We start from the raw sequence: 19,450 nt of genomic DNA on the forward strand, positions 1-19,450 counted from the left end.
CGTGGGCCGGCTTCCTGAGCCGGCCGGCGCATCGGCCTACCTGACGGCGAACCGCTTGAGGTCGCGCCTGCGCAGCACCGAGCCGATGCCGCGGCCCGCCAGGCGCTCGGCGTAGCCTGGGTTGGCAAGGGTTGCCTCCGCCTCCTGCAGGACCACGCGCTCCACGCCGCGGGCATCGAGGTGGTCGGCGAGGTCGAGGATCTCGTCGCGCGTGTGCACCGTCGGGTCGACCGTCACGGTGACCTCGAACGGCACGCCGGAGGCCTGAACCAGGCGCAGCGACCGGAACGCGGCCTCGCTCGACGTGACGTTGCCCGTGATGCGGCCGTAGCTTCCGGGGGATGCCTTGATGTCGAGCGACACCCAGTCGACGAGCGGCAGGGCGCGCTCGAGCCGCGCGGGGTACGGGCCGCCCGTGTGCAGCCCCACCTCGAGGCCGAGCTCGCGCATGAGGGCCATCGCCGGCAGGACGGCGTGCTGGCGAGTGGGCTCGCCGCCCGTGAAGACGACGCCGTCGATGTCGTCGCGCCGATGCGTGAGGGTGGCGACCACGTCGTCCCACCGCCAGGCCGAGGCGGGATCCTCCGCCTGCATCGACGGGTCGAAGCAGTAGCCGCAGCGCCACGGGCAGCCCTGCACGTAGACGGCGGCCACGGTGCGGCCGGGCCAATGGCTCGTGGAGCTGGCGAGGTAGCGGCCGATGCTGGGGCCGGCGCTCATGTGCCAGTCCTGGCCGGCGAGTCCGGGGGCCCCCTCGGCCGCGCCTTCGGTCGCGTCGTACGTCCCGGCGGCCGGCGCGGGCGCAAGGTCGCCCGCACAGGTGGCGGCGGCGGGGTCCATCAACGCGTCACTCCTCGGGGGCACACCCTCGCGAGCGCGGGGGCTCTCACCAGTGTCTGGCGGGGCCGAGCCCGGGGGCGGCGACGATGGTCCCGGCGCGGTGGTGAGAATTCTCACGCGCGGCCGGGTAATCAAGCCGGCTGCGCCACTGCGCCGTCAGCGCCTGAGGAACCCGTCCCTCACCAGTTCGCGCACGGCTGGAGCGAGCCCGGCGAGCATGGTCTCCGTAGGCACGTCGAGCAGCACCGCGAGGCCGCGCGCGATCTGTCCCGCCGTGAGCTCGCCGTCGCACGCGCCCACCAGGCCCGCGAGCGCCGTGTCCGCCCTGATGGAGCGGCCCAGTGCGCCTCCCTGGCGCAGCAGGATGTGCTCGGGGTCGGCCAGCAGCGGGCGGCCGTAGGTCTCCTTGGTGACATCGGGCGCCACGGTGAATGCGTGGTCAAGGAGGTCGGCGTCGCTCGTGGCAACGAGCCAGTCGTGGGCGGCGAGGCTCGCGGCCAGGTGCGGGCCGAGCGGCGTGGGCAGCTGACCCTCGTGCTCCTCGAGCCTGCGCAGGGTGGGCGACCCGTGCATCGGCCGCCTGAGGAGCACCGCCCCGAAGCCGATGGCCTCGATGCCCGAGGCGTCGAAGGCGCGCAGGTACTGCTCGTAGGCGGCGCGGAAGCGGGCCGTATCGCGCTCGGGCGTGATGCCCGCATCGCGCAGCCAGGTCTCGGCGTACTCGGCGGCGTCGAGCGCGTCGCGCTGGATGACCCACGCGTCGAGCGGCACGGGGCTCGCGTCGAGCCACTCCTCGAGGCGCGCGGTCCAGTCGCCGCGGATCTCCCAGTTGCCCAGGAACTGCGCGACGCCTCCTGGGTTGAGGTGCTGACCCACCTCCCGCACCAGGGTCCCGACCACCTCGTCACCCTCGAGTCCGCCGTCGCGGTACTCGAACCGCGGGGCGCCGGGAGGGGTGATGACGAACGGCGGGTTGGACACGATGAGGTCGAACGCCTCGCCGTCGACGGGCCCGAGGAGGCTGCCGAGGCGCAGGTCCCAGGCCGCCGCCGGCGCGTTGAGGGCGTGCGTGAGCCGCGCGTAGGCGAGGGCGCGCTCGGAGATGTCGGTCGCGACCACCTCGCGCGCATGGAGCGAGGCGTGAAGTGACTGGATGCCGCAGCCGGTGCCCAGGTCGAGCACCCGGCCCACCGGGGTGCGCATGGTGACGGAGGCGAGCATCGTCGAGGCGCCGCCGACGCCCAGAACGTGGTCCTCGGCGACTGCCCTGCCGGTGATGGCCTCGCGGGGGTCCGAGGCCACCCACCAGTCCGCTTGCGTGTCCCCGTCCGCGGCGGCGTGGGGGCTGAGCTCGATCACCGACGCGGCGTGGTCGCCCTCGGGGTGAAGCAGCCCGGCGCGGGCTGCGGCCTCCGCGCCGAGGCGGGGAAGCGCGGCCTCGGCCTCGGACCTGGTGAGGCGGTCTCCCAGGAGGAAGAGGCGGGTCAGAAGCGCGTGGCGGTCGTCGCCGGCGTCGCGCGCCGCGGCGAGCGCCGGGGTGACCTGTTCGCGGTGGAGGGCGCGGGCGGCACGGTCACCCAGCAAGTCATCGACGGCGTCGACGGTCCAGCCGTCCAGGTCCTCGCGCAGCGCGGAGACGTGGGCGGGCTCGAGGGCGGCAACGGGGACGCTCATGCGAAAAGGCTAGCCGCGCTAGCGCCTCGGCCCGAGTCCGGGGCCGTACCCCTCCATGCGCCGGGCCCCTAGGCCGCCGGACCGAGCGCCGGACCCGTCAGCAGCGCCCGGTAGAACTCCACGCCGCGCCCCAGCGAGTCGATCGACACCTTCTCGTTGGGACCGTGGATCGCCTCGCGCTGCTTCTTGTCCATCAGCAGCGGCGAGAACCGGTACACCGCCGGGGCGATGCGCGCCACGTGGCGCGCATCGGAGGCGGCCATCATCACGTAGGGCACGGCGACCGCGTCGGGGTAGGACGCCGCGACCGCGTCGACCAGCGCATCCCACCGCTCGTCCCCCTCGGTGGGAGACACCGGCGAGGGCTCCGAGGCCTCGATCACCTCGACGCTCACACGCTCGTCGCCGATGACGGCGACCAGGTGCGTCACCGTGTCCTCCACGGAGGACCCGACGGCCACGCGGCAGTTCAGCGTCGCCTTGGCGCGCGTGGCGAGCACGTTCTGCGCGGGCGACCCCTCGAGCATCGTGATGGCGGCGGTGGTGCGCACCATCGCCGCGAGCTCGGGCCCCAGCCTCGGAAGGACCGACGCGAGCGGACCGCGCAGCGAACGGGCGCGGCGCAGCAGGGGCTTCAGCGGGCCGCGCAGGTGCGGGGCGATCCCCTCGAACATCTCCACCGAGAGGTCGTGAAGCGACGAGGGGAACGGCGATCCCTCGACCGCGACCAGCGCGCCGCCCAGGATGCCCGGCGCGGACTCGCGCGGCGGCGTCGAGGCGTGCCCGCCCAGCGACTCCACCACCAGCTCGACGGTCACGATCCCCTTCTCGGATGCGCCGATGACGGCAGCGGGACCCTTGAGCCCGGGGAACGCCTCGAGCGCGACCGCGCCACCCTCGTCGAGCACCAGCCACGGCTCGATGCCGCGCTCCTCGAGCGCCGCGACCGCCGCGACGGCGGACGGGCCGTGCTGCTCCTCGTCCGCGCCAAACAGCAGGTACACGTCGCGCGCGGGGCTCCAGCCGCCTTCCAGGAGCGACTCGAGTGCGTCCAGCAGCACCACGAGCGCGCCCTTGTCGTCGAGCGTGCCGCGCCCGTGGACGTGGCCGTCGGCGATGGTGCCGTCGAAGGGCGGGAACTCCCAGCCCTCGGCCTCCCAGTCCTGCGGCACGGGCACCACGTCTTGGTGAGCCATGAGCATCACGGGACGGTCGGCGACAGTGCCGGGCAGGCGCAGCAGCAGCCCCGCGCGTCCCACCGTCTCGACGCTCGCCGCGGCGAACACCCGCGGGTAGCACTCCTCCATCGCGGCGCGATGCCGCGCGAAGATCTCGGCAACCTCGGGGGGCAGGGGCGCGTCTCCCGGCGGCGCGACCGTCGGGATCCTCACCAGGGTCTGCAGGTGCTGCGCGGCGGCGAGTCCCGCCGGGTGCGCCTCGGCGGCGGACGATGCCTTCTTGCGCCTCATGACCTCTCCCCTCCCTCTGTGGTGGACCCCGGCGTCGCGTCGCCGGGCAGCGCCACGGCATCGGGCACGGCGTTCGCCGCGGGCAGGCCGTCGCCCTCGGCGCGCGAGGGGTCGTTGGCCTGGAAGGCGACCTTGGGGACGGCGAAAAGCACCAGCATGGCCACGATGGCCGTGCCGCCACAGATGCCCCACACCGTCATGTAGCCCGAGAGTGAGCCGGCATCGGACTGCCCGCCGGACGCGGAGGTCACCACCCCCGACGCCAGCGCGATGGCGAACGCCGACGACGCGAAGGACCCGCCGATGGTCTTGGTGGTGTTGGTCAGGCCGGTGGCGATGCCGGTCTGGTGCGCGGGCGCGGCGGACGCGGCGGCCGCGGGCAGCGCCGCGACCAGGGCTCCCGATCCGACGCCCGCGACGATCATGCACGCGAGCACCTGCACGAAGTCCGCGTGCAGCGGAATCAGTGCGAGGTATCCGCCCGCCACCAGGGCCGATGCCCCGATGAGCACCAGCCGCGGCGACCACACCGCGGAGGCCTTGGAGAAGATCGCCGCTCCCACGAGCAGCGACATGACGTAGGTGCCGATCAGGTAGGAGGCGGTGGCGGAGTCGAGGCCCAGCCCGTAGCCGACCTCGGCGGGGTCGGTCCTGGCGAAGGTCGACAGCGGGCCCTGGGCTCCCAGCACCGAGACGCCGAACAGCGCCGAGGTGAGGAACACCGGCCACAGCGCGGGGCGGCGGAGCATCGCCATGTCGACCAGCGGGTCGTCGGAACGCTCCTCGACCTTGACGAACAGCCACAGCAGCGCGGCGCCGAGCACGACCATGCCGATGACCCAGGCGTTGATGCCGTTGAAGCGCACCAGCGACAGGCCGCCGGTGATGGCGAGCAGGGCGAGCGTCAGCACTGTGGTGCCGCGCGTGTCGATGGATCCGCCGGCGCGCACGCCAGGGTCGGGCACCTTGAACAGCACCACCAGCAGCGCGATCGTGACGAGCACGGCGGGCACCAGGAGCGTCACCCACAGCGGCATCATCACGCCCAGCTGGCCGCCCGCGAGCGCGCCGAGGATCGCGCCCGCCTGCAGCGCCACCACGATGATGCCGGCGCCGCGACGGGTGAGCGCCGCCCCGTCGGGAAGGTCGCGCGCCCGCGAGTGGATGATCGACACGTTCATGGGAAGCCACACCACATAGAAGCCCTGGATGGCCCACGCGATGAGGAACACGGGGAAGCTCGTGGAGAGCGCGAGCGCGTATGACGCGAGCGCCGTCACGATGAGCGAGCCGATCAGCACCTTGCGGTGGCCGATCATGTCGCCCAGCCGCGCGAGCACGGGCACCACGATGGCGCTCAGCAGCAGCTGCGTCGCCTCGAGCCAGTTGATGTCCGCGTCGTGAATCGCGAGCTTGTCAGCGATGTCGCTGAACAGAGGGGTGTAGAAGCCCTGGAGCACGCCGGAGGTCCCCTCGACCACCACGAGCGCTCCCACGATGCCGCCCGCCAGGGCGCCGCGCCTTGGCATCATGTGCGGATCATCCCACCGCCGTGTGTCGGTGACGTGTCACGCCGCGGTGACTTCCGCATCGGCCTCCTCCTCGATGCCGGCCTCGTGGGCGCGGATCGAGGCACGTGCGACGGCGGCGACGGCGATCGCGGCCGCGATGCCGGCGATGACCCACCGGATCCACGACGCCGCGTCGCCGTACATGAGCGCCACGACGGCGGGAGCGATGAGGAGCGCGACGAGGTTCATGACCTTGATGAGGGGGTTGATGGCGGGGCCGGCGGTGTCCTTGAACGGATCGCCGATGGTGTCGCCGATGACGGTCGCCTCGTGCGCGGGCGAATTCTTGCCGCCGTGGTGGCCGTCCTCGACGATCTTCTTGGCGTTGTCCCAGCTGCCGCCGGAGTTGGCGAGGAAGACAGCCATGAGGACCCCCGTGCCGATCGCCCCGCCCAGGAATCCCGCGAGCGCGCCGGGGCCGAGGGCGAAGCCCACGAAGATGGGCGCCATCGCCGCCAGCAGGCCGGGCGTCGCGAGTTCGCGCAGCGAGTCGCGGGTGCAGATGTCGACCACGCGGCCGTATTCGGGGCGGGTCTGGCCGGTCATGATGCCGGGCATCTCGCGGAACTGACGGCGCACCTCCAGGACGATGGCGCCCGCCGCGCGGGTCACCGCGTCGATGGCGAGGCCGGAGAACAGGAATACGGTCGCGCCGCCGATGATGACGCCCACGAGCGTGAGCGGGTGGATGATCGCGTAACTGAAGTCGGCGACGGTGACGCCAGCATCGGTCAGCGCGTCGGTGACGGCCTCGCTGTACGAGCCGAACAGCGCCGTCGCGGCGAGGACGGCGGTCGCGATGGCGATGCCCTTGGTGACGGCCTTGGTGGTGTTGCCGACGGCGTCAAGGTCGGTGAGGATCTGCGCGGCCTCCTCGTCCACCTCCCCGCTCATCTCGGCAATGCCCTGGGCGTTGTCGCTGACGGGGCCGAACGTGTCCATGGCGACGATGACGCCGACGGTGGTGAGCAGTCCGCAGCCCGCGAGTGCCACCAGGAACAGGGCAAGGGCCACGGAGCCTCCCGCCACGAAGAACAGGATGACGATCGCGCCCGCGATGACGGTCGCCGTGTAGACCGCGGACTCGAGTCCCACGCCGATGCCGGACAGGACCACCGTCGCCGCGCCGGTGCGCGACGTGGCTGCCACGCGCCGGGTGGGCTTGGCTGCCACGTCGGTGAAGAAGCCGGTGATCCACAGGATGAGGCCCGCGAGGCCGATGCCGACGAACACCGCGACCGTCGCCATGATGCGCGGGTCGCCGCTCTCCCCCTCGATCGAGGCGCCCGTGAACTCCGCGAAGGATCCCGGCAGGTAGACGAAGGCGGCGATCGCGGACAGCACGGCGCCGATGGCCGCGGCGGTGTAGAAGCCACGGTTGATGGCCGCGAGCCCCGACTCGCCCTTGCGAACCTTGGTGATGAAGACGCCGATCGCGGCGACCACGGCGCCCACCGCGGTGACGATGAGCGGGAAGACCAGCCCCTGCTCCCCCATCGCGGCCTTGCCCAGGATGAGCGCGGCGACAAGCGTCACCGCGTACGACTCGAAGAGGTCGGCCGCCATGCCGGCGCAGTCGCCCACGTTGTCGCCCACGTTGTCGGCGATGGTCGCGGCGTTGCGAGGGTCGTCCTCGGGGATGTGCTGCTCGACCTTGCCCACCAGGTCGGCCCCGACATCGGCCGCCTTGGTGAAGATGCCGCCGCCCACGCGCATGAACATCGCGAGCAGCGCCGCCCCGAAGCCGAAGCCCTCGAGGACCGCGGCAGCGTCGCCCCGGTACAGGAGCACCACTCCCGCCGCGCCCACGAGGCCCAGGCCCACCACCGACATGCCGACAGCGCCGCCGGTCCTGAAGGCGATGCGCGCACCCTCGGCGCGCCCGTCGGCCCCCGTCGCCGCCGCCGCCACGCGCACGTTGGCGCGCACCGCGAGCCACATGCCCATGTAGCCGATCGCGGCCGAGAACCCCGCCCCCAGCAGGAAGAACAGCGACCGGCCGATCCTCACGCCGGCGTCCCCCGGCAGCAGGAAGAGCAGGCAGAACACGATCGCGGCGAAGAGCACGAGGGTGCGCATCTGGCGCGTGAGATAGGCCGATGCCCCCTCCTGCACCGCTCCCGCGATGTCCCGCATCCGCTCGGTGCCGTCGCCCGCGCGCAGCACCTGTTGGCGCAGCACGTACGAGAACACGAGGGAGACCACGGCGATGACCGCGATCACCGCGACGATGGTGAGGTTCGAGGTGCCGACCTCGACCTCGGTGCCTGTGAGGGTGCGCATACGTCCTCCTTGACGAAAGCTCACGGAGCCCACCACGCTGTGGACCCACCGGCTGTCTGTCACTCTAGGGGACACGGGTGACGCGGGGGCGGAAGGCGACCCCGGCATCGGCCACCCCAACGTTTCGCGACCGGTGCGCGTCGATACTGCGATGAGGCCGGACGACGGCGGCGAGCGGAGGACCCGATGGCCCAGTGGCGGGACACCATGGAGCGCCTGGTGCGCGACCGTGAGCGTGCGCTGCTGTCCTACGCGTACCTCGTGTGCGGCGACGCGACGCAGGCGCAGGACCTGGTGCAGGACGCGCTCGTGCGGACCTTCTCGCGGGAGCGCCCCGGCCTGACGGCGCTCAAGGCGGAGGGGTATGTGAGGCGCGCGATTACCTCGGCTTATGTGGACGGCTATCGCCGTCAGCAGCGTTGGCACCGGGTGCAGCACCTGTTCAGGGCCGATGCCGTCACCCCGGACCGCTTCGGTCAGGTGGAGGCGGGATCGGACGTGGCCGATGCTCTCGCTACCCTGCCGCCGCGGGTGCGCGCGTGTGTGGTGCTGAGGTTCTTCGACGACCTCACCGTGCCGCAGATCGGCACGCAGTTGGGGATCGCCCCGGGCACCGTGAAGCGCTACCTCAGCGACGGGCTGGGGCAGCTGGAGTTGGCCCTCGGGCCGCTGGAGGACGCGGCCGCCGACGACCGGAGCGCGGCAGAGGAAAGGAGCGGGCGATGAGGCTCAGCGAGGCGCTGCGCGCCGCCGCGGAGGCGGCTCCCGTCGAGGAGGCGTCGGTGTCGACGGCCGCCGCCGGCAGGAGGATCGCGCGCCGCAGGGCGGTGCGGACGGGGTCCGTCGGCGCGTTGGGGGTCGGCGTGGTGGCCGTGCTTGGCGTGGGCGTCGTGGCGCCGCTCCTGTCCTCCATGACATCGAGCGGCTCCGGCGCGGATTCGGCTCCCGCGATGGCCTCCGAGGCTCCCGACATGGAGTCGCAGGCCGACGGCGCCGAGTCGGATAGCGCGGAGGACTCGGCGGGCGGCGCGGCTGGCGAGTCGATGCTCGCCTCGCCCTTCGTCTGCGGCGCCGCGTTCTCCCCGGAGGACCCCGCGTGGAGCTACGGCGACACCAGTGGCGTGACCTTCGACGTGGGCGACGCGGAGCTGACCGGAGGCTCGTATGAGGTTGAGCGCCACCTGACGGCGACCCGTGCCGTCGACCTCGTCACCGGCGGCGACTACGTGATCGTGTGGGACGGCATCATCATCGGCTCGTATCTGGAGCCCGATCCGCTGACGTACGGCCCGGCGGACGAGCCCTCGCTTCCCGAGGGCGAGGTCTACGAGCGGCTCGATCCGGCGACCGACTTCGCCACGTTGGAGTCCTGGCAGACCATCGAGCCCGTGAACTGCTGGGACGGTGCGGCGCTGCCCGCGGCCGAGTACGAGGTCTACCTGGCGCAGACGCTCGCATACCCGGACGCGTCGACCGACCTGGGCGTGGAGATGTTCAGGGTCGCGGCGGGACCCGTGACGCTGGCGGTGGAGGGCCCGGCGCCGGTCGATCCCTTCGGCGAGTACCTGGGCGGCGCGGCGCAGTAGGAGACGCCCGCCCCGCTCACCGCGCATACGCCGGCCCTGCGATGGCCGATGCGCTGGCGGTCCACGGCGCGGACCCCGCCGTCACGGTCACGGTGATGACGGCGCCGTCCGCCGCACAGGAGGCAAGGGTCACGCCGTTGCGGCGGGCCGCCTCACCCGCCGCCGCGCACCCGGGCCCCGCGCCGGCCGTCGCCGCGGCCACCGCGTCCCGCGCGGCGACGGCTCCCGCAATGGCGGAGAGATTCGCCGCGGACCGGGCCTTCGCCGCGCCCGCCAGGCCAGCGGCCACGGCGAGGGCGGCCCCGAGCACCACCACCATGGCAACGAGCACCCCCACCATCAGGACGCTCGCCGAGCCACGGTCGTCGCGCCTCACTCCTCCTCCCGAGCTACGGCAGACGCTGACACGTCCGGCAGCCACGAGGGCCCGTCGACCACCACTGTCGCGGTGACCCAGCCGTCCGCCGACAAGAAGCCGACGGTGGCATCGGCCGCTCGCGAGGCGACCGCCGCGCGCGCCTCGTCGACGCCGTCCACGGCCGCCTCCCGCGCGGCGACACCCGCGAGATCCGCGGCGCTGAGATGCGCCATGGCCCACGCGAGCGCCCCGAGAAGGAGGGCGAGGACGAGCACGGCGGCCGGGAGCACCAGGGCCAGTTCGGCCGTCACCGACCCCCGGTCGCCGCGCCCGTGGCTCATCCGAATGCCGAGCGGATCACGCCGAGCAGCAGCTCGCGCACCTCGCCTGACCGGATGATGGCGATGAGCAGCCCCGCGAAGGCCGCGGCAGCCACCGTGACGAGCGCGTACTCCGTGGTCGCCATGCCGTCGTCCTCGCGGAGCATCCGTGCGATGCGCCTCATGGTCCTCCCTTCCGCAAGGGACCGTCCCTCGCGAGACCCAGCCTCCGACCGAGCCCGCAACCCACGCCGCCACGCCCACGCATCTGTTGACGCGCCTCCCGCGACCGCCGGGCCTGGGGACGACGCGCGTCACGTGAGCGCCCCCAGGTCCGCCGAGGCGATCACCGACGCGATCAGCGGCACCACACCCACGAGGATGAACGCGGGAAGCAGGCACAGCGTGAGCGGCAGGGACAGCGTGACCGACAGCTCGGCCGCCGCCTTCTGCGCCACCCGGCGCTCGTCGCGCAGCTCGGCATCGACGGCGGCAGCGAGCGCCGGCGCGGCCGACGCCCCGGCAAGGTGTGCCGCCCTCAGCGCACCGCGCACCGCGCCGGCGAGCCCGTCGTGCCGCTCGCGCTTGGCGCTGCCAACCACCTCGCCACCCCAGGCGTCGTCCCACGCGGCCCCTGCCGCCAGGCGCGCCCCCGCCTCACGCAACGCCTCTCCCTCGGCGCCGCCCACGACGGACCCCACCCGTGTGAGCGCGCCCGCGACGTCGACCCCGGCGGCGAGCACTGCATCGACCAGGGCGAGTCCCACCCCCACCGGGATGTCGCTACGCGGCGGGTCCGCGCGGGCGAGCAGCGCCCGCGTCCACCGGCGCCCCAGCCACGTGAGCAGCGCGCCCGCGGCGAGCAGGACCCATCCGAGCGGGGTCGTCGCAACGAGCGTGATCGCGCCGGGATCCAGCAGCGCGGCGAGCCCCAGGCCCGCGAGGGGAAGCCAGGCCAGGACGCGGGCGCTCATGCGCGGGCCGGCGAGCGCGGCCTCGCACGCGTCAGCAGCCTCGCGTCGTGCGTGCACCACCACGAGGACGCGTCGCAGCACCCCCGCGAGCGGCATCCCGCCCTCGCCCGCGAGCCTTCCCGCGGCGCCCACGGCGTCACGCAGCCCATCGTCGCCTCCCCAGGCCTCCGGAGCCGGCAGCCCGTCCTGACCCACCTCCAGCCCGGCGAGGCCCCACGCCCGCGCCGGCGGCAGCCCCGACTCGAGCAGCGCGACGGCATCCGCGAGCGCCCGTGCCGGATCGGGCGGAGCCTGGCCGCCCCGCGACCGCCTACGCCGCATGGAGACCCACCGCCCCCAGCTCGACCCCCAGCCGTGGCCCGAGCGTCTCCCACGCGGGCCCCTCCACCCAGCGGCCCCGCTCCCAGGTGAGGGCATCGACGGCGGTCAGGGAGGCATCGGCCGAGCGCACGAGTGTGGCGACCCTCGCGACCCGCCTCACGCCAGCGTCACGCTCCACATGGACCACCACGTCGAACGCGATTGCCGCCTGCAGCTCCACCGTGCGCTGGTCGAGGCCCGCGAGGGAGCCGAGCGCCACGAGCCGCGCGGGAGCGTCGGCCGGTGTATTGGCGTGAAGCGTGGCGAAGCCTCCCCGGTGCCCCGTGTTGAACACCGACAGCACCTCACGCACCTCCGCCCCGCGGCACTCGCCGAGCACCACCCTGTCCGGCCTCATCCGCATCGCCTCGCGCACCAGGGTGGGTAGCCCCACCGCCCCCGAGCCCTCGATGTTCGCGCGCCGCTCCACGAGCCTCACCACATGCGGATGGGCCGGGCGCAGCTCCCCCGCCTCCTCGATGATGAGCAGCCGCTCGCCGGGATCGACGAGCGACAGCAGCGACGCGAGCAGGGTGGTCTTTCCCGACCCCGTCGCGCCGGTGACCAGCACGGACAGGCGCCGCGCCACCATCGCGCGCAGCACCCGTCCGAGCGGCCCGGTCACCATCCCCGAGGCGACCAGGTCATCCATGTCGAGCGCCCGCGCCCGCACCGACCGCAGCGAGATCGCGGCGCAGTCGGGAGCGAGCGGCGGCAGGACCGCGTGCAGCCTGGTGCCGTCCGGCAGTCGGGCGTCCACGAGCGGCGCGGCATCGTCCAGGCGTCGCCCTCCGGCCCCGGCCATCCTCACCGCGAGCGCGCGGACCGCCTCGACATCGGGCAGGTCCACAGTGACGGGCGCGAGCGCACCACCGCTGTCGATCCACGCCACGCCCGGCTCCTGCACCAGCACGTCGGTCACGCCGGGCATCGCGAGCAGCGGCGCCAGCGGCCCCGCCCACGGCCTCTCCTCGTCTGCGTCCATGCCGCGAGGCTGGCACGCGGGCCCGCCCCGGCATCGGCCATCCCCAGGCACGGGGAGTGCGGCCGATGCCGCGGCGGCCTGGGGACGACGCGCCACTCTCGCGGCGCGCCACCCGCCCCTGGCAGCGTGTCGGTGGGCTTGGTTAGGCTGTCCGGATCAAGGAGGTGCCATGCCCCGCACGACCCGTCGCCCGTCCGCGGCGTTCTTCGACCTGGACAAGACGATCATCGCCACGAGTTCCTCGATGGCGTTCTCACGGTCGTTCTACGAGGGAGGACTCATCACGCGCGCCGATGCCCTGCGCACGGCGTACGCGCAGTTCCTGTTCCTCGTGGGGGCCGCCGACGAGCGCCAGACCAACCGCCTGCGGGACTCGCTGTCCGACCTCATCAAGGGGTGGGAGGTGGCCAAGGTCAAGCAGATCGTCAACGAGACCGTCCACGAGCACATCGACCCCGTGGTCTACGCCGAGGCGCTGGAGCTCATCGAGCGCCACCACGCGAACGGCCGCGACGTGGTGATCGTGTCGGCCTCCGTGCGCGACATCGTCGAGCCCATCGCGCAGATCCTTGGCGCCGACCACGTGATCGCCTCCGAGCTCAAGGTGAAGAAGGGCTTCTACACCGGCGAGGTGAGCTTCTACGCGTACGGCGAGGCGAAGGCCGACGCGATCCGCGCGCTCGCGGAGGACAAGGGTTACGATCTGCGCCGCAGTTACGCCTACTCGGACTCCATCACCGACGCCCCCATGCTCGACGCCGTGGGCCACGGCTTCACCGTCAATGCCGACCGCAACCTCCGGCGCGCCGCGATCCAGCACGGCTGGGGAAATCTGCGCTTCAAGCGGCCCGTCGAGCTGCGCGGCCGGCCGAGCCCGCGCTCGACCGCCATGGTGGTCCTCGCGGTGGCCGCGATCGCCGTCGGCGTGGTGCTCCTGGGACGCGCCGGACGCGACCCGGACGACGCCTAAGCCCCGCCCCGGGAACTCCGTCCCGAGTGTGGTCAAGATCACCCCAACGTTTTGCCCCGCTCATACGTTGGGAGGGTCAAGAGCACACGTGAATCACCGCGCGCCCGGCACCTGCCAGGGGTGGCGTGCGGACGGGGAGAAAGGTGCCCGATTCGGGCGCCCGGCCACGTATCCTTGTGCCTCAACCCCACGATGGAGCAGCGGGCGCGAGCATGCGCCGGGAGGAATGGGAGCCCCATGCACAAGGGCCTGATGGTCGTCGGCGCGATCGCGGTGGCGGGCGCTTCCGCGGCCGTGGGCTGGTACGGAGTCAAGTGGCTCGTGCAGCCCGAGGCGAGCGCCGAGCCGGGCACCTCCCCGGTGTCCGCGTCGACCGTCTCCCTCTCCTACGACCTGGACTCCATCGAGGAGCAGGCCGCCGGCCTCTTCGAGCCTCCCGCGTGCGGCGAGACGTGGACGGCCGATGCCGCATCGGCCAACGGCGTGAGCGTGGCCGCCAACGTCGACACGACCGATGGCAGCGCCACCGCGAGCGTGTCCTTCACCGTCGACTCGTCGGACATCACCGCGTTCCTGGCCCAGCAGGGCCAGCTCATCGTCACCCGCGACGACGTGGTGGTCACCCCCGACTGGGGTAGCGAGTTCGTCCCCCAGCTCTTCATGGCCACGTCGGAGACCCCCGCCGCCGGCTCCAGCACCTACGACATCACCGGCGCGTCGCTGTGTGACGTGGCCGGCGAGCTTTCGGCGCTGTGGGACGACTTCGATTGGGACAATGCGACGGACGAGGAGATCGCCGCTCGCTACGACGAGGTCGCGGCCTTCGAGGACGAGCACGCGACGCTTCCCGCTGGCGAGTACAAGGTCTACGCGTGGAGCCCCATCATTCAGGGAACCTCCGCCGCCGTCGCCCGCGTCCTCACCGAGGAGGGGCTGACCGACCTGTCACTGCTGCAGTACACGGCCGGCTACTCGTCTATCTCCGATGACGAGCGCATCGCGCCGTACTGCGAGGAGTCCGAGACCCCCGATGGCAACACCGAGAAGCTGTGCGACGTGCCGCAGGACGTCCTCACCGAGGTGCTGACGCGGGACGTTCCCGAGTCCTACGTCACCGACGCGGAGCCCACCGTCGCCATCTCGGAGGCGTTCAGCTTCACCGTCGAGTAGGGCTCACACGCTCTTACGGCGGAACTCCGTGTGCCCGTGCGCGGCGCCGTTGTTGCGCATCCCGCCGCCCGACTCGGCGTGAGACCCGGGGTGTTCCACCTGGCCGTCGTTGCCCACGACTCCCGCCATCGCGGCCTGGGCGTCGCCAGCCTCGGCCTCCCGCATGAACTCCTGGGCCTCGTCTGCCCGCAGCGTCTTCACCAACTTGCCGTGGTGAAAGATCACCACCTCGCCGGTGGCGCGGGTGCGGTAGTCGTATCCTTCTGCGCTCATCTGGCCATCGTCACACGACGACAGCCGATGCGCGCGGGGAACGCCGTAGCGCGTCCGGCCGATGCGTCAGGCCGGGTCCTCCTGGCCGTCGGTTTCGCGCGGCTCGCCGTCGCCGTGCGGCACGTCCTTCGCGACCTCGTCGCCATCCGTGGGCGGCGTGGCCGGGTCGTGGCGCTCGGCCTCCTGCTCGACCTGCTTGTCCGTGAGGTCCTTGGCCTTGTCCTGCGTGTGGTCGCTCATAGGTCCGATGCTCGCACCGGCCGGCCGCTCGCGCCATGCCATTTCGCGGATCGCTGACGAGGGAATACCCCCACCCGCCCTCACTTTGAACCAGTCTCGGCCCCGACACGCCGCGCGCGACGCCGTTCTCGAACGATCACCCGGCGCGTCGCCTCGAGACTGGTTCAAAGTGAGGTGGGGTGAGCGAGTCAGGAGGGTCCGCCGCGCCCTCACCAGGGGTTTTAGCAGGCATCCTTACAAACGTTTGGTGATGTCGGGGGACGGTCATAGTCTGACGCCATGGTCAACGATGCCCAGACAAAGTCCCCCGCCCTCGAGAACCTGCACACGGAAAGCCGGTCCTTCCCGCCGTCTCTCGAGTTCGCCTCGCAGGCCAACGCGCGCTCAGAGATGTACACCCGCGCCGCGGCCGATCGCCTCGCCTTCTGGCGCGACGAGGCCGAGCGCCTCGCCTGGGACACCCCGTTCACCGAGACCCTCGACTGGTCCGATGCCCCCGTCGCGCGCTGGTTCGCCGACGGCACCCTCAATGCGTGCGACAACGCCGTGGACCGCCACGTGCGGGAGGGCCGCGGCGACCGCGTGGCCTTCCACTTCGAGGGCGAGCCCGGCGACACCCGCACCCTGACGTATGCGGACATGCAGCGCGAGGTGTCCAAGGCCGCGAACGCCCTGGAGGGCCTGGGCCTGACCAAGGGCGACAGGGTCGCGATCTACCTGCCGCAGATCCCCGAGGCCGTCATCTCGATGCTCGCCTGCGCGCGCATCGGCGCCATCCACTCGGTCGTGTTCGGCGGGTTCTCCGCCGACTCGCTGCGCCAGCGCATCGACGACGCCGAGGCCAAGCTGGTCATCACCGCGGACGGCGGCAACCGCCGCGGCGCCCACCTCGCCCTCAAGCCCCTCGTCGACGCCGCGCTCGCCCCCAGCGAGTCCAACCCCAGCGAGGCCGCCTCGGTGGAGCACGTGCTCGTCGTCAAGCGCACTGGCCAGGACACCGCCTGGGCCGACGAGCGGGACCTGTGGTGGCACGACGTGGTGGAGCCGGCGTCGGCCGACCACACCCCCGTCATGGTGGAGGCCGAGCACCCGTTGTTCATCCTTTACACGTCCGGCACGACCGGGAAGCCGAAGGGCCTGTTCCACACCACCGGCGGCTACCTCACGGGCGCCGCCTACACGCACCGCGTGGTCTTCGACCTCAAGCCCGAGACGGACGTCTACTGGTGCTCGGCTGACGTGGGCTGGATCACCGGCCACAGCTACATCGTCTACGGCCCCATGATCAACGGCGCCACCCAGGTGCTCTACGAGGGCGTGCCCAACGCCCCGCACGAGGGCCGCTGGTGGGAGATCATCGAGAAGTACAAGGTGTCGATCTTCTACACGGCGCCCACCGCGATTCGCACGTTCATGAAGTGGGGCGAGGCGATCCCCGCGAAGTTCGACCTGTCGAGCCTTCGCCTGCTCGGGTCGGTGGGCGAGCCCATCAACCCCGAGGCGTGGATGTGGTTCCGCCGCGTCATCGGCGGCGACCGCTGCCCGATCGTCGACACCTGGTGGCAGACCGAGACGGGGTCGATCATGATCTCGCCGCTTCCCGGCGTGACCTCGACCAAGCCCGGCTCGGCGCAGGTGCCGCTGCCCGGCGTCAGCGCCGCGGTGGTCGACGACGACGCGCACGATGTGGGCCCGGGTCGCGGCGGCTACCTGGTGCTGGACCAGCCGTGGCCGTCCATGCTGCGCGGCATCTGGGGCGACAGGGCCCGCTACGAAGAGACGTACTGGAGCCGCTTCAAGGGCCTCTACTTCGCCGGCGATGGCGCCAAGCGCGACGCCGACGGCGACATCTGGCTGATGGGCCGCGTCGACGACGTCATGAACGTCTCCGGCCACCGCCTGTCCACCACGGAGATCGAGCACGCGCTCGTGTCCCACCCGTGGGTGGCGGAGGCTGCGGTCGTGGGTGCCAGCGACGAGACGACCGGCCAGGCCGTCGTCGCCTTCGTCGTCGTGAAGTCCGACGGCGCGGGCGCGAACGCCAGCGGCCACGAGGTCGCCGTCGCGCTGCGCGAGCAGGTCAAGGAGCAGATCGGCGCGCTCGCGAAGCCCCGCACCATCCTTGTCGTGTCCGAGGTACCCAAGACCCGCTCGGGCAAGATCATGCGACGCCTCCTGCGCGACGTCGCCGAGCATCGGACGGTGGGCGACGTGACCACGCTCGCCGACTCCTCGGTGATGGACGCGATCCGCGACGGGCTCGAGACGGGCAAGGCCGACGACGACTGACGCGGCGTGACCCGGCCGATGCCGGCGCACCCCTCGTGCGGAGGGTGCGCCGGCATCGGCGCGTCGGTACCCCGGCACCCAGGGACGCAGGTCCCGGTGAGCACCGACCAGGAGCCGTGTACGATGCTCCGAATACCCAGGCCGGACATCCGTCCGGCCTTTTGCTTTGCCCCCGACACCAGTGAAGGAATGATGCCCCGTGTCCGACGACGCGATGTGGATGACGCCCGCGGCGCGACAGCGCCTCCAGGACGAGTTGACCGGCCTCGAGACCGCCTCGAACGACGACGCGACCGCCCGCGCGCGCATCGTCGAGCTGCGCGAGATGCTCGCCAAGGCGACGGTCAAGGAGATGCCGGACGACGGCCTCGTGGAGCCTGGCATGGCCATCACCGTGACCTTCGACGACGACGGCTCGTCGGTCGAGTTCATCCTTGGCGACCGCGCCATGCTGTCGCAGGACGGCGACCTCGACCTGCCCGTCTACTCTCCCGCCTCCCCGCTCGGCACGGCCATCTCCGGCCTGTACGTGGGCGACAAGGCGGAGCTCGCTGCCCCGCAGGGCGCCCGGGCACTCACCATCACGCGGGCGCGCCCCGTCTCCTGACGGAGGCTCTCAGCCGCGCTCCACGTCACGGCGAGTGCGGCTGAACCTCGGGGTCAGTCGTCGGCGGCGACCCACTCGAAGGCGGAGATGCCGTCGGCTCCCCACTTGACGGCGAAGAGGAGCGCGAAGACCCCGAGGCCCACGAAGATGGCCTGGGGCCAGCGGTCGGCGTGGCGCTTGAGGTACAGCGCGATCACCACGGCGGCGGCGATCGCGAGGACCACGAGCCAGGCGTTGATTCCCATGCGGGAGAGGGTAGCGCCGCTGGGACCGCTCCCCGTGCAGGCGGGCCGATGCCACACTGGCGCCGTGATCATCGACATCGACGACCTCTCGCGGCCCGCGGTGCACGCGCTCCTCGCCTCGCACCTGCAGGCGATGCACGACGGCTCTCCCGCCGAGTCCGTGCACGCGCTGCCGCTCGACGCCCTTCGCGCCGCGGACGTCACGGTGTGGACGGCATGGGACGGCGAGGCGCTGCTCGGTATCGGCGCCCTCAAGGAGCTCGAGGCCACCCACGGCGAGGTGAAGTCGATGCGCACCGCCCCGGAGGCACTGGGGCGCGGCGTCGCGACCGCCATCCTGGGCGCGATCCTGGCGGCGGCGCGCGAGCGCGGCTATGCCAGGGTGAGCCTCGAGACGGGGACGGACGCGCCCTTCGCGCCGGCGCATCGGCTCTACGCGAGGCACGGCTTTCGCGACTGCGAGCCGTTCGCGGACTACGCGCCGGACCCGCTCAGCCGCTTCATGACGCTGGACCTGTGACCCGAGGCTCGCGCGTCTCGCCGTCCGCCAGGTCGCCGCTGCGGTAGTCGAGCCAGCGGTCGAGCGTCACCACCAGCCCCAGCGTGAACAGGCCCACGCATGCGCCCGCCAAGACGTCCGACAGGAAGTGATAGCCCAGGTACATGCGGGTGAGCGCGACGGCGCCGATGATGAGGACCGATGCCACGGCCCAGCCCGCGAGGAAGCGGCGGGTGCGTCGGCGGCGCCACAGCAGGTAGCCGGTGACGAGCACCAGCGTCGCGGCGCCGGTGGTGTGGCCCGAGGGGAACGAGAAGGACTCCTCGAGTCCCGGCACCACCTGGACGTCGTCCGCCGGGCGCGCACGGCCTACGAGGAGCTTGGCGACCGACGTGATGCCGGTGGCCACAAGCATCGCCCCCACCAGCAGGAGCGGATCGCGCCACCGCCGCGAGCGCCATCCCCACACGCCGGCGCCGACGGCCACGAGGATGGGAAGCACCACGGGGCCGAAGACCGTGGTGATCGCGGTCATCGTGGTGGTGACCCAGGCGGTGCGGTGCTCGGAGAACCACTGAATCAGTGGCTCATCGATCCCGGTGAACTTGTCCTGCTCGATGACCTCGTCGAGGATCTGCACGAAGGCGAACCCCGCTGCCAGGGCCACTACCAGGCCCGGCAGGAGCGCGCGCACCAGGGGCGGCAGTCGGTACCAGGCGTCACGCATCGGCCCAGCC

The 19,450-nt window shown here is 72.3% G+C and carries 21 protein-coding genes; 7 read left to right on the forward strand and 14 right to left on the reverse strand.

Features of this window, described 5'->3' with window-relative positions:
• Positions 1-36 precede the first annotated feature (36 nt).
• From B7K26_RS10835 to B7K26_RS10855, 5 genes are all read right to left on the reverse strand, one after another.
• Entirely contained in the window at positions 37-840 is an 804-nt protein-coding gene (locus B7K26_RS10835) for an anaerobic ribonucleoside-triphosphate reductase activating protein (protein WP_084079231.1), read from the reverse strand.
• A gap of 156 nt (positions 841-996) precedes the next feature.
• Positions 997-2,514, reverse strand: coding sequence for a methyltransferase (locus tag B7K26_RS10840; protein ID WP_084079232.1), 1,518 nt, complete (start codon positions 2,512-2,514; stop codon positions 997-999).
• A 68-nt stretch (positions 2,515-2,582) separates the two neighbouring features.
• Positions 2,583-3,983 carry a M20/M25/M40 family metallo-hydrolase gene (locus B7K26_RS10845; protein ID WP_084079233.1) on the reverse strand — a complete coding sequence of 467 codons (1,401 nt, stop codon included), beginning with the start codon at positions 3,981-3,983 and terminating at the stop codon, positions 2,583-2,585.
• On the reverse strand, positions 3,980-5,515 hold the full coding sequence (locus tag B7K26_RS10850; RefSeq protein WP_084079234.1) for an MFS transporter: 1,536 nt from the start codon (positions 5,513-5,515) through the stop codon (positions 3,980-3,982). Before B7K26_RS10850 ends, B7K26_RS10845 begins: the two co-directional genes overlap by 4 nt.
• 36 nt (positions 5,516-5,551) lie before the next feature.
• Positions 5,552-7,837: a sodium-translocating pyrophosphatase gene (locus B7K26_RS10855; protein ID WP_084079235.1), complete on the reverse strand. Its 2,286-nt coding sequence runs from the start codon at positions 7,835-7,837 to the stop codon at positions 5,552-5,554.
• A gap of 186 nt (positions 7,838-8,023) precedes the next feature.
• Between B7K26_RS10855 and B7K26_RS10860 the strand changes: the two genes are divergently transcribed.
• Both B7K26_RS10860 and B7K26_RS10865 read left to right on the forward strand, forming a co-directional pair.
• The gene (locus B7K26_RS10860; RefSeq protein ID WP_084079236.1) at positions 8,024-8,563 is read left to right on the forward strand and encodes a sigma-70 family RNA polymerase sigma factor; all 540 of its coding nucleotides are present in this window, start codon (positions 8,024-8,026) and stop codon (positions 8,561-8,563) included.
• Entirely contained in the window at positions 8,560-9,423 is an 864-nt protein-coding gene (locus B7K26_RS10865; RefSeq protein ID WP_084079237.1) for a hypothetical protein, read from the forward strand. The genes B7K26_RS10860 and B7K26_RS10865 overlap by 4 nt, the downstream gene beginning before the upstream one ends.
• Before the next feature lie 16 nt (positions 9,424-9,439).
• Here the strand turns inward: B7K26_RS10865 and B7K26_RS10870 are convergent, their stop codons facing one another.
• The 5 genes from B7K26_RS10870 to B7K26_RS10890 all read right to left on the reverse strand — a co-directional run bounded on the left by B7K26_RS10870 (position 9,440) and on the right by B7K26_RS10890 (position 12,420).
• Positions 9,440-9,799, reverse strand: a complete 360-nt coding sequence (locus B7K26_RS10870; RefSeq protein ID WP_084079238.1) for a hypothetical protein — start codon at positions 9,797-9,799, stop codon at positions 9,440-9,442.
• The gene (locus tag B7K26_RS10875; protein WP_084079239.1) at positions 9,796-10,122 is read right to left on the reverse strand and encodes a hypothetical protein; all 327 of its coding nucleotides are present in this window, start codon (positions 10,120-10,122) and stop codon (positions 9,796-9,798) included. Before B7K26_RS10875 ends, B7K26_RS10870 begins: the two co-directional genes overlap by 4 nt.
• Positions 10,119-10,286: a DUF4244 domain-containing protein gene (locus B7K26_RS10880; RefSeq protein WP_084079240.1), complete on the reverse strand. Its 168-nt coding sequence runs from the start codon at positions 10,284-10,286 to the stop codon at positions 10,119-10,121. The genes B7K26_RS10875 and B7K26_RS10880 overlap by 4 nt, the downstream gene beginning before the upstream one ends.
• A 129-nt stretch (positions 10,287-10,415) precedes the next feature.
• Entirely contained in the window at positions 10,416-11,396 is a 981-nt protein-coding gene (locus tag B7K26_RS10885) for a type II secretion system F family protein (protein ID WP_084079241.1), read from the reverse strand.
• Positions 11,386-12,420: a TadA family conjugal transfer-associated ATPase gene (locus B7K26_RS10890; RefSeq protein ID WP_084079242.1), complete on the reverse strand. Its 1,035-nt coding sequence runs from the start codon at positions 12,418-12,420 to the stop codon at positions 11,386-11,388. The genes B7K26_RS10885 and B7K26_RS10890 overlap by 11 nt, the downstream gene beginning before the upstream one ends.
• Before the next feature lie 169 nt (positions 12,421-12,589).
• Between B7K26_RS10890 and B7K26_RS10895 the strand changes: the two genes are divergently transcribed.
• Both B7K26_RS10895 and B7K26_RS10900 read left to right on the forward strand, forming a co-directional pair.
• A complete protein-coding gene (locus B7K26_RS10895) occupies positions 12,590-13,390 on the forward strand; it encodes an HAD family phosphatase (protein ID WP_084079243.1) in 801 nt (266 codons plus the stop codon).
• A gap of 237 nt (positions 13,391-13,627) precedes the next feature.
• Entirely contained in the window at positions 13,628-14,560 is a 933-nt protein-coding gene (locus B7K26_RS10900; RefSeq protein WP_084079244.1) for a hypothetical protein, read from the forward strand.
• 3 nt (positions 14,561-14,563) lie between these two features.
• On the opposite strand, the gene B7K26_RS12960 is transcribed toward B7K26_RS10900, so the two are convergent.
• Together B7K26_RS12960 and B7K26_RS12965 are read right to left on the reverse strand one after the other, a co-directional pair.
• Positions 14,564-14,833, reverse strand: a complete 270-nt coding sequence (locus B7K26_RS12960; RefSeq protein WP_084079245.1) for a hypothetical protein — start codon at positions 14,831-14,833, stop codon at positions 14,564-14,566.
• A gap of 66 nt (positions 14,834-14,899) precedes the next feature.
• Positions 14,900-15,073, reverse strand: a complete 174-nt coding sequence (locus B7K26_RS12965) for a hypothetical protein (RefSeq protein WP_159449680.1) — start codon at positions 15,071-15,073, stop codon at positions 14,900-14,902.
• Positions 15,074-15,352: 279 nt separating this feature from the next.
• Between B7K26_RS12965 and acs the strand changes: the two genes are divergently transcribed.
• Together acs and B7K26_RS10915 are read left to right on the forward strand one after the other, a co-directional pair.
• Entirely contained in the window at positions 15,353-17,362 is a 2,010-nt protein-coding gene (acs, locus tag B7K26_RS10910) for an acetate--CoA ligase (RefSeq protein ID WP_084079246.1), read from the forward strand.
• A gap of 199 nt (positions 17,363-17,561) precedes the next feature.
• Positions 17,562-17,969 carry a GreA/GreB family elongation factor gene (locus B7K26_RS10915; RefSeq protein ID WP_143340682.1) on the forward strand — a complete coding sequence of 136 codons (408 nt, stop codon included), beginning with the start codon at positions 17,562-17,564 and terminating at the stop codon, positions 17,967-17,969.
• Between the two features lie 53 nt (positions 17,970-18,022).
• On the opposite strand, the gene B7K26_RS10920 is transcribed toward B7K26_RS10915, so the two are convergent.
• The gene (locus B7K26_RS10920; protein ID WP_084079247.1) at positions 18,023-18,214 is read right to left on the reverse strand and encodes a hypothetical protein; all 192 of its coding nucleotides are present in this window, start codon (positions 18,212-18,214) and stop codon (positions 18,023-18,025) included.
• A 64-nt stretch (positions 18,215-18,278) separates the two neighbouring features.
• On the opposite strand from B7K26_RS10920, the gene B7K26_RS10925 reads away from it, so the two are divergent.
• Positions 18,279-18,734, forward strand: coding sequence for a GNAT family N-acetyltransferase (locus B7K26_RS10925; RefSeq protein WP_234998797.1), 456 nt, complete (start codon positions 18,279-18,281; stop codon positions 18,732-18,734).
• On the opposite strand, the gene B7K26_RS10930 is transcribed toward B7K26_RS10925, so the two are convergent.
• Positions 18,715-19,440: a phosphatase PAP2 family protein gene (locus B7K26_RS10930; RefSeq protein ID WP_084079249.1), complete on the reverse strand. Its 726-nt coding sequence runs from the start codon at positions 19,438-19,440 to the stop codon at positions 18,715-18,717. The genes B7K26_RS10925 and B7K26_RS10930 overlap by 20 nt on opposite strands.
• Positions 19,441-19,450: the final 10 nt, after the last annotated feature.

Source organism: Demequina sp. NBRC 110057, from assembly GCF_002090175.1.
In the GTDB taxonomy this organism is placed as follows: Bacteria; Actinomycetota; Actinomycetes; order Actinomycetales; family Demequinaceae; genus Demequina.